Here is a 7,330-nt window from a genome sequence, read left to right on the forward strand (position 1 = left end):
GGTCATTCGGTGAGCACTTTGCGGCGGATCCTTGTCTTCAGAGCCACTACTTGAGGAGAAGGAAATGCTGCGAGGTCTCACCACCACCACGTTCTACGCCGACGACATGACCGCCGCGATCGAGTGGTACTCCGATCTCTTCGGGATCGAGCCGTACTTCGTCCGCAACGGCCCCGACGGGACGCCGGCGTACGTCGAGTTCCGGATCGGCGACTATCAGCACGAGTTCGGCCTGGTCCGCGGCGACTTCCGGCCGCCGATGGCCCAGCCCGGCCCCGGTGGCGCCATCGCGAACTGGGCCGTCGACAACGTCGAGGACGCCTTCGCGAAGCTGCTCGCGAAGGGCGCGAAGGAGTACGAGCCGGTCATAGAGCGCGGGCCTGGGTTCGTGACCGCGGCCGTCGTCGACCCGTTCGGCAACGTCCTCGGCGTCATGTTCAACCAGCACTACCTGGACGTGCTGGCCGGGAAGAAGTAGTGAGGGTAAGGCAAACGTGGCGTGTCCGTGACGACCTCCGGTATCCGACCAGGCTGAAGGCTCCTTTCACCGCATCAGACGCGGCGAAGGGAGCCTTCAGCCCACCACAGGCCCACGAACACGGCAGGCCGCGAAAGCTGCCGGTTGGTCGTGGTGCGTCACGGGTGTCTCAGCGGTACAGGGCGTGCTCCGCAGTCTCCGGATCCTTGCCCGCGTCCCGGACTTCGGCCATCCACTTGCCGAAGTCGGGGCGTGAACCGTCGACGTCGGTCAGGCCGTACTCGTTCATCAACGTCCACGACGCGAGCGTCTTGCCGGCGAACCGCGAGACCTCCGCGTCGGTCGCCAGCTTCGCGACGCCCCGCCCGAGCAGTGCCGGGGTCTCCGAGATGGCGAAGTCGGCCGGAGCGGACTTGCCGACCGCGTCCCGCCACGTCTCCTCGGTGACCCCGAAGTAGTCGAGCATGGCTTCCGAACGCAGGAAACCCGGCGTGACGGTCATGCCGACACAGCCGTACTTCTTCAATTCGGCGCCGAGCGCCCTGCCGATCGCGCGGATCCCGCATTTCGCGAGGAAGTACGGGATCCCCGCGCCGACGTACTCGTCGTGGTCGCCGTCGGTGACCTCGATGACGAGACCGCCCTCCCGCTTCACCACCAGCGGGAGAAGCCGGTGCAACGCGATCAGATGCGTGTCGATCGCGTTGTGCACCAGCGTGAGCGCGTCGTCGAGGCTGGAGTCCCAGTACGCCCCATCGAAGTCCGCGTACTGGTCACCGCCCCAGACGTCGTCGACCAGGACGTCGATCCGGCCGTCCACTTCGGACTCGATCCGAGCCCTCAGCGCGTCCACATCGGACAGTTCGGTGAAGTCGGTCCGGACGGGGATGCCCCGGCCGCCCGCCGCGTCGACGAGTTCCGCGGTGTCTTCGATCGTCTCCGACCGCTTCATCGGCGACTGGTGCTCACGCGTCGTGCGGCCGGTGACGAACACCGTCCAGCCGAGCCTGCCCAGTTCCACCGCGATCGCCCGGCCACATCCCCGCGTCGCCCCCGTGACCACGGCCACTTTCCGATCCATTCAGGACACTCCCTTCCACGCGGTCAGCACCGCGTCCACGTCTTGTCCCAACCGTTCGGTGATCCGGCCCTTCGGCCGGATCGACCAGTCCAGCGCGGCCCCGTTCGCCACCCCCAGCAGCACTCGTGCGGCGCGGACGACACCCGGCGCACCCGGCAGGTCACGCGTCGCGACGCGCACCAGCCTGCGCAATTCCGCTTCCACGGCGGTGAAATGTTCACCGAGCAGGGCGCGCAGTTCCGGATCGCCGATGTCCACCCCCAGCTGCCCGAGATGGTTCGCCGCGGTCTCCGCGTCACCGAGTCCCTCGTACACCACGACGACCGCCGCCCGCAGCGCCTCCACGGGGTCGGCCAGCTCGCCGCATTCCCGCATCAGTCCTACGACGGATCGCGTGTTCGCCCGGCTCAGCGCCAGCAAGAGACCGTTCTTCGAACCGAATCGCTGGGCGACGGTGCCGACCGCGACACCGGCCTCCGCCGCCACCTGGGCCAGCGTGAAACCCGGGCCGACCATGCCGATCACGGTTCCCGCCGCTTCCAGCAGCCGCTCGTCGGTGATGGTGCGGGGTCTCGCCATGTGGATTATTGAACCATGGTTCATTAACCCCGGCGAATCAGGGTCACTCTCAGGGGTATCACCGATCGCGTACGCCGCCGGAAGACGGCAAGCTACGTCTCAGGTCGGGTACCAGGTTGGCACCTCAGGATGACGCGCTCGGCCACCCACATGGACGACGATTGTTCTCGCAGTCGCCGAGGGGAGCAGACATGATCGAGGCAGCGGGCCTCACCAAGCGGTACGGCAAGACACTGGCGGTGAACGACCTGTCCTTCTCCGTCGCGCCGGGGGAGGTCACCGGCTTCCTCGGCCCCAACGGCGCGGGCAAGTCGACGACCATGCGGATGATCCTCGGCCTGGACAATCCGACGTCGGGCCAGGTGCGTATCGGGGGCAAGCTCTACCGCGAACTGAAGGACCCGCTGCGGACGGTCGGCGCACTGCTGGACGCCAAATGGGTGCACCCCAACCGGTCGGCGCGCGCGCATCTGCAGTGGATGGCGCGGTCCAACAAGATCCCGGCGGGCCGGGTCGACGAGGTGCTCGAGATCGTCGGGCTCACCAGCGTCGCCGGGAAGCGCGCCGGCGGTTTCTCCCTCGGCATGTCGCAGCGACTGGGGATCGCGGCGGCCCTGCTGGGCGACCCGGAGGTCCTCCTCTTCGACGAGCCCGTCAACGGCCTCGACCCCGAGGGCATCCTCTGGATCCGGAAGTTCATGCACCGGCTGGCCGGCGAAGGCCGCACGGTGTTCGTTTCCTCGCACCTCCTTTCGGAGATGGCGCTGACCGCGAGCCACCTGGTCGTGATCGGCAAGGGGCGCCTGATCTCCCAGTCCTCCACCGAGGACTTCGTGGCGCGGGCCGCCGAGAACACGGTCAAGGTGCGGTCGCCGCAACTGCCCGCGTTGCGCGCCGCGCTGACGCAGGCGAGCGCTCAGGTCACCGACGCCGACCGATCGCTCGTCGTGTCCGGTTTGGACAGTGAGAAGATCGGCGAGATCGCCGCGGCCAACCAGATCGTGCTGCACGAGCTCAGCCCGCAGACCGGCTCCCTGGAGCAGGCCTTCATGCAGATCACCGGCGATTCGGTCGAGTACCACACCGGTCTCAGCAACGACTCCGTGGAAGCCGCGTTCTCCGCCGCCCAGTAGCCGCTCACTCTTCCGAGGAAAGAAAAGCCATGACTCTGCTCGCCGTGGAACGCATCAAGCTGTTCACCACACGCTCACCCTGGTGGTGCGCACTGATCACCCTCGCGGTCGTGATCGGCTTCGCCGCCATCTTCGCCGGCGCCGCGCCATCGGGGGAATTCACCGACGTCGGCATGTCCCAGTTCGGCTACGTCTTCGGGATGACCGTGGTCATGGTGCTGGCCGCGCTTTCGGTGACCACCGAATACCGCTTCGGCACCATCCGGACCACCTTCCAGGCCGTGCCGAACCGCCGCGCCGCGCTGCTGGCGAAGACCGGCGTCGTCGCGATGCTCTCGCTGGTGATCGGCGAGATCGCCGCGTTCGGCGCCTGGGCCCTCGCCTCGATCATGCGGCCGGAGGATCTCGCGCTGAACACCGGCGCGGAGTGGATCAGCGTCGCCGGGGTCGGCCTGGTGTTCGCCCTCGCCTCGGTGATCGCGGTCGCCGTCGGCATCCTGATCCGGCAGAGCGCCGGCGCCATCTCGCTCCTGCTGATCTACACCCTCGCGGTCGAGAACCTGATCCAGCTCATCCCGAAGATCGGCAAGGACATCTACGACTGGATGCCGTTCCACGTCGCGGACCGGTTCCTCACCGGCTCGGGCCCCGCGGCGGCGGAAGCGCCGTTGAGCCAAGCCGGGTCGCTCGCCTACTTCGCCGGTTTCGCGCTGGTACTGCTGGTCATCTCGCTGGTCGTCGCGGACAAGCGCGACGCGTAAGGACTTCCACAGGGGAGAAAGCCGGATGTCTCGCTCGGGGGAGTGAGGCGTCCGGACGGGGAGAAAAAAGGGGAACAAGGACCGGGCCGCCTATCGGGGGGCAGCCCGGTCCTTTCCCGCGTAATGTCGGAATCCACTGGAGGGAGGCTGATGATCGAGGCCACCGGACTCACGAAACGCTACGGCGACAAGCTCGCCGTCGACGGACTTTCCTTCACCGCCGAAGCGGGCCGGGTGACGGGATTCCTCGGCCCCAACGGGGCGGGGAAGTCCACCACCATGCGGATGATGCTCGGGCTCGACAACCCGACGTCGGGCTCGGTGACGATCGACGGCATGGCCTACCGCGAGCTGCGTGATCCACTTCGGACGGTCGGCGGCATGATCGACGCCACCTGGCGGCATCCCGGCCGCACCGCCCGCGAGCACCTCCGGTGGATCGCCGCGACGAATGGCCTGCCGGACAAGCGCGTCGACGAGGTACTCCGGCTGGTCGGGCTCGACTCGGTCGCCCGCAAACGGGCCGGGCAGTTCTCGCTCGGGATGTCGCAGCGGCTCGGGATCGCCACGGCGCTGCTGGGCGACCCCCGGGTGCTGCTGTTCGACGAGCCGGTCAACGGGCTCGACCCCGAGGGCATCGTGTGGATCAGGAAGCTGATGCACGCGCTCGCCGCCGAGGGGCGCACCGTGTTCGTGTCCAGCCACCTGCTGCCGGAGATGGCGCAGACCGCGCAGGACCTCGTCGTGATCGGCCGGGGGAAGCTGATCTACCAGGGCACGATGGAGGAGTTCGTCGGCCGGGCGAAGGGCCTCGGCGTGCGGGTCCGCAGCCCGCATCTGCCCGAACTTCGGACCGCGCTCACCGACAAGGGCGCCGAGTTCCGCGAGGAGGACGGCGCGCTCGTCGTGTCCGAAATGGACAGTGACACCATCGGCGAACTCGCGTTCGCCGCCGGCGCGACGCTCCACGAGCTGAAGCCGCTCGCCGGCTCGCTCGAACAGGCGTACATGCAACTCACCGCCGAGGCCGTCGAGTACGGCGCCGGCGTACCGGAGGTGGCCCGATGACCGCGGCGAACATGCTCCGCGCGGAGCGGATCAAGCTGCTGAGCACGCGCGCTCCCTGGTGGTGCGCGGCCATCGCGGTGGTGGTCGCGCTGGCCTACACCGCGCTGTTCTTCGGCTTCGTGCCGCTCGAAGGCCAGACAGGCGTCACCTCGACGCAGGTCGCCAGCGCGCTCGGCCGCACCGTGGTGCTGGTCCTCGCCATCCTCGCGGCGGCGACGGAGTTCAACTGGGGCACGATGAAGCTCACCTTCCAGGCGGTGCCGTCGCGCGTGCCCGCCTTGCTGGCGAAGGGCGCCGTCGTCGGGGTGTTCTCCGGGCTGATCGGGCTGCTGGTGGGCTTCGGCTCGTGGGCGGTCGCGTACCTGATCAAACCGGCCGCCGACCTGGGCCTGGCTTCGGGCGCCGACTGGCGTGCGGTGGCGGGCCAAGGCCTGACCTTCTTCCTGACCGGTCTGCTCGGCGTCGGCCTCGGACTACTGTTCCGCAGCCCCGCGTTCGCGCTCGGGTTCGCGCTGGCCTGGACGCAGGTGCTCGAAGGGCTCGTCGTGCTGATTCCGAAAGTGGGCGACGACATCTACCAGTGGATGCCGTTCTTCGCGGCGAATCAGTTTTCCGGGCCGGATCTCACGGTGTCGATGTTGAAACTCGAACCACCGCTGGGGCCGTGGGGTTATTTGGCTTATTTCGGCGGCATCTGCGTGATTATCTATGCGGCCGGGCTGATGATCACCCATCGAAGGGATGCGTGAGCATTTACCGCGGCCAAAGGAGTTAAGTCCACGTTAAGAGGCTGTGGCTTCTCTCACACGGAGCGGACATACTGTTCCAGCCCGGGCGATGCTCGGGATGAGCCTATTTCTCGGCTCTCGGCCCCGGAGGTGATCCTTGACGGTGGATTCCGGTCAGGGAGTGGAACGCATGATCCCGCAAGCCCGCACGGAAAGTACGCAGCCCCGGCTCGAGCCCATGCTCGACCTCGAATGGTCACAGGCGATCGAACTGCCCCGCACGGTCGCGTCCGCGACCCGGCCATCCGATATCCGCCGCGCCTGGGTACACCGCGCGCCCGAAGATCTCGTTGTCGCGCTGTACCGCGCGTCCAGCGGAATGCACGGCGAAATTCCAGCGCCGTGGTGGCTTCGCGCCGTCGTGGAAGGCAGACTCGAATCGCGGGAACTCGGTTTCCGCATCGAAGATCGGATCGCCGGTCTGCTCGGCAGGCGTCCCGGCTGGGAATTCGTCCCGTGGGCCGCGGACGGGGAATCCGGTTACTGGGAGTTCATGCCCTCTGAACGCGGAGCGTCCGGGCATTCGATCCCGACCACGGTGCTGAACACGAGCCGCCACGACGGCTGGATCGACGTTCTCCCCGCCCATTCCAGCACGACGCCGTCGCCGACCGCGGTCGCCGGATTCGCGGGCCTGCGCTCGCGGCTGGGGGAGTTCGAAGCCGTCCGGTAACCCCGCGTTTAATGGGCTGGTGGAAAACGAGGACCAGCCACGGATGCGCAGCGTGGTCAGCTATGTCAAACGCGGCGGCCGGATGACCGTCGGGCAGCAGCGAGCCTGGAACGAACTCTGGCCGTCGCTCGGCCGCACCGTCGCCGAACTGCCCGAAGGACCGGTGGATTTCGGCGACTGGTTCGGCAGGCAGGCGCCGGTGATGGTGGAGATCGGTTCGGGCATGGGCGAGACCACGTCCCAGCTCGCCGCCGCCGCGCCGGAACTCAACTACGTCGCGGTCGAGGTCTACGAACCGGGGCTCGGCCAGCTGATGTTGCGCGCCGAGAAGCTCGGGGTGAAGAACCTGCGGCTGATGCACGGTGACGCCGTCGTGCTGCTGACCTCGTATGTGGAGCCGGGATCGCTGGCCGGGGTCCGGCTGTTCTTCCCGGACCCGTGGCCTAAGAAGCGGCACCACAAACGGCGGATCGTGCAGCCGGAGTTCGTCGCGCTGGTTGCCTCGCGGCTCGCGCCGGGCGGCACCTTCCACATGGCGACCGACTGGGAGAACTACGCCGAGCAGATGATGGAGGTCTGCTCGGCCGAGCCGCTCCTGCGCAACCGCCACGCCGACGAGCCCGGAGGCTGGGCGCCGCGGCCGGAGTGGCGGCCGATCACGAAGTTCGAGAACCGCGCCGACGTCGAGGGGCGGATATCGCACGACCTGATCTTCGAGCGGGTCTAGAACGACCTCGCCAGAAAGGGCCGGTCAGGACGTCCCCACGTC

General features: G+C 67.9%; 9 protein-coding genes. 7 read left to right on the forward strand and 2 right to left on the reverse strand.

Annotation, left to right across the window (positions count from 1 at the left end; translation table 11 throughout):
• Positions 1-64 precede the first annotated feature (64 nt).
• Complete coding sequence (locus LCL61_RS14005; RefSeq protein WP_340687224.1) at positions 65-478, forward strand: VOC family protein; 414 nt, start codon at positions 65-67, stop codon at positions 476-478.
• 169 nt (positions 479-647) lie between these two features.
• Here the strand turns inward: LCL61_RS14005 and LCL61_RS14010 are convergent, their stop codons facing one another.
• On the reverse strand, positions 648-1,559 hold the full coding sequence (locus tag LCL61_RS14010; protein ID WP_340687225.1) for an SDR family NAD(P)-dependent oxidoreductase: 912 nt from the start codon (positions 1,557-1,559) through the stop codon (positions 648-650).
• Positions 1,560-2,138, reverse strand: a complete 579-nt coding sequence (locus LCL61_RS14015) for a TetR/AcrR family transcriptional regulator (RefSeq protein WP_340687226.1) — start codon at positions 2,136-2,138, stop codon at positions 1,560-1,562.
• Between the two features lie 191 nt (positions 2,139-2,329).
• Here LCL61_RS14015 and LCL61_RS14020 point away from each other — a divergent pair, with 191 nt between their 5' ends.
• The 6 genes from LCL61_RS14020 (at position 2,330) to trmB (ending at position 7,288) form a co-directional block, all read left to right on the forward strand.
• Positions 2,330-3,271, forward strand: a complete 942-nt coding sequence (locus LCL61_RS14020; protein WP_340687227.1) for an ABC transporter ATP-binding protein — start codon at positions 2,330-2,332, stop codon at positions 3,269-3,271.
• A gap of 29 nt (positions 3,272-3,300) precedes the next feature.
• The gene (locus tag LCL61_RS14025) at positions 3,301-4,032 is read left to right on the forward strand and encodes an ABC transporter permease (protein WP_340687228.1); all 732 of its coding nucleotides are present in this window, start codon (positions 3,301-3,303) and stop codon (positions 4,030-4,032) included.
• 150 nt (positions 4,033-4,182) lie between these two features.
• Positions 4,183-5,100, forward strand: a complete 918-nt coding sequence (locus tag LCL61_RS14030) for an ABC transporter ATP-binding protein (RefSeq protein WP_340687229.1) — start codon at positions 4,183-4,185, stop codon at positions 5,098-5,100.
• Positions 5,097-5,849, forward strand: a complete 753-nt coding sequence (locus tag LCL61_RS14035; RefSeq protein WP_340687230.1) for a hypothetical protein — start codon at positions 5,097-5,099, stop codon at positions 5,847-5,849. Before LCL61_RS14030 ends, LCL61_RS14035 begins: the two co-directional genes overlap by 4 nt.
• Before the next feature lie 169 nt (positions 5,850-6,018).
• Positions 6,019-6,561: a hypothetical protein gene (locus tag LCL61_RS14040; RefSeq protein WP_425342003.1), complete on the forward strand. Its 543-nt coding sequence runs from the start codon at positions 6,019-6,021 to the stop codon at positions 6,559-6,561.
• Between the two features lie 43 nt (positions 6,562-6,604).
• Positions 6,605-7,288 (forward strand): tRNA (guanosine(46)-N7)-methyltransferase TrmB, encoded by a 684-nt coding sequence (gene trmB, locus LCL61_RS14045; RefSeq protein ID WP_340688581.1) that lies wholly within the window; start codon positions 6,605-6,607, stop codon positions 7,286-7,288.
• Positions 7,289-7,330: the final 42 nt, after the last annotated feature.

The organism is Amycolatopsis coloradensis, from assembly GCF_037997115.1.
Classification (GTDB): domain Bacteria; phylum Actinomycetota; class Actinomycetes; order Mycobacteriales; family Pseudonocardiaceae; genus Amycolatopsis; species Amycolatopsis coloradensis_A.